The 1,365-nt window shown below is 65.4% G+C and carries 1 protein-coding gene; it reads left to right on the top strand.

Features of this window, described 5'->3' with window-relative positions; genetic code table 11:
- The coding region (locus AWB74_RS44555) for an IS91 family transposase (RefSeq protein WP_061152801.1) at positions 1-1,012 on the top strand (1,012 nt) is incomplete at its 5' end.
- Positions 1,013-1,365: the final 353 nt, after the last annotated feature.

Raw genomic sequence — 1,365 nt, 5'->3', positions numbered from 1 at the left:
AGAAGTGTCCTTCAACTCCTGTCGTGACCGGCATTGCCCGAAGTGCCAAGCCAGCGCCGCACAACGCTGGCTCGAGGCGCGTCAGGCCGATCTGCTACCCGTCGAGTACTTCCACGTCGTCTTCACGCTGCCCGCGCCAATCAGCGCGATCGCCTGGTACAACAAGCGGGTCATCTACGGGCTGCTGTTCGACATCGCCGCCGACACGCTGCGCACGATCGCCGAGGATCCCAGGCATCTCGGCGCCCAGATCGGCGCCACGCTCGTGCTGCACACTTGGGGATCGGCGCTCACGCATCACCCGCATGTGCACGGCATCGTTCCCGGTGGCGGGCTATCGGCTGACGGTGAGCGCTGGATCGCCTGCCGGCCGGGCTTCTTTCTGCCGGTGCGCGTCCTCTCACGCCTGTTCCGACGACGCTTCCTCGAGGCACTCCAAGCGGTTCACCACCGTGGCGACCTGCAGTTCTTCGGCGAGTACACCGGGCTGGCCGACCCCGCCACCTTTGCCCGATGGCTTGCGCCCCTACGTACCTGCGAATGGGTGGTCTACGCCAAGCGCCCGTTCGCCGGACCGAAGGCGGTGCTCGAGTACCTCTCACGCTATACGCACCGCGTCGCCATCTCCAACCAGCGCCTGGTCGCCGTCGATGAGCGTGGCGTGACGTTCCGCTGGAAGGACTACCGTGCCAAGGGCCGCACCCGCTACAAGACCATGACCCTCGAAACCGGCGAATTCATGCGCCGCTTCCTGCTCCATGTGCTGCCCGGTGGTTTCCATCGGATCCGCCACTTCGGGCTGCTCGCCAACCCGGTGCGCCGCGCCAATCTCGCAAAGGTGCGCGATCTGCTGCACGTCGCACCCGAGATCGGCCCGTCGCCGGACGACGCCCTCATCGAGACCCGGCCCGCCTTCATTTGCCGGCACTGCGGTGCACCGATGATCGTCATCGACATCCTCGCGCGCAGCGCCCCGATCCGCGCACCGCCGATGCGCCGGGGTCAAACATGAGCGGCATCGCTCCTCGATCTGCCTGTCGAACGTCGGCTTTGCGGCAACGCGGCCCACTGGCGGACGTTTGCGCGCGTCGCTCCTGGAAGCGCCTCGCATCCTTACTTCATCATCAAGATTGCGCGACTACACTGCTTCGTCACCGCGTCAGCGCGCGTCAGGTATCCCGATTGGCCGCGCCGCATCCGACACCGCCGAGCATCCTGACCTATCAATCACCATAAGCGCGAAGCTCCCAACGCATCGGAGCACTCCGCGGTTTCCTCCATCGGGCTTATTCGACGCCTGCCAACACGCGCAGCGGCACCGTCACATTCCTGTGATCGATGGCAGGCATCGAATAACCCTTAACG

The organism is Caballeronia arvi, from assembly GCF_001544695.2.
Lineage (GTDB): Bacteria > Pseudomonadota > Gammaproteobacteria > Burkholderiales > Burkholderiaceae > Caballeronia > Caballeronia arvi.
This window is presented reverse-complemented; position numbering and strand designations above follow the sequence as displayed.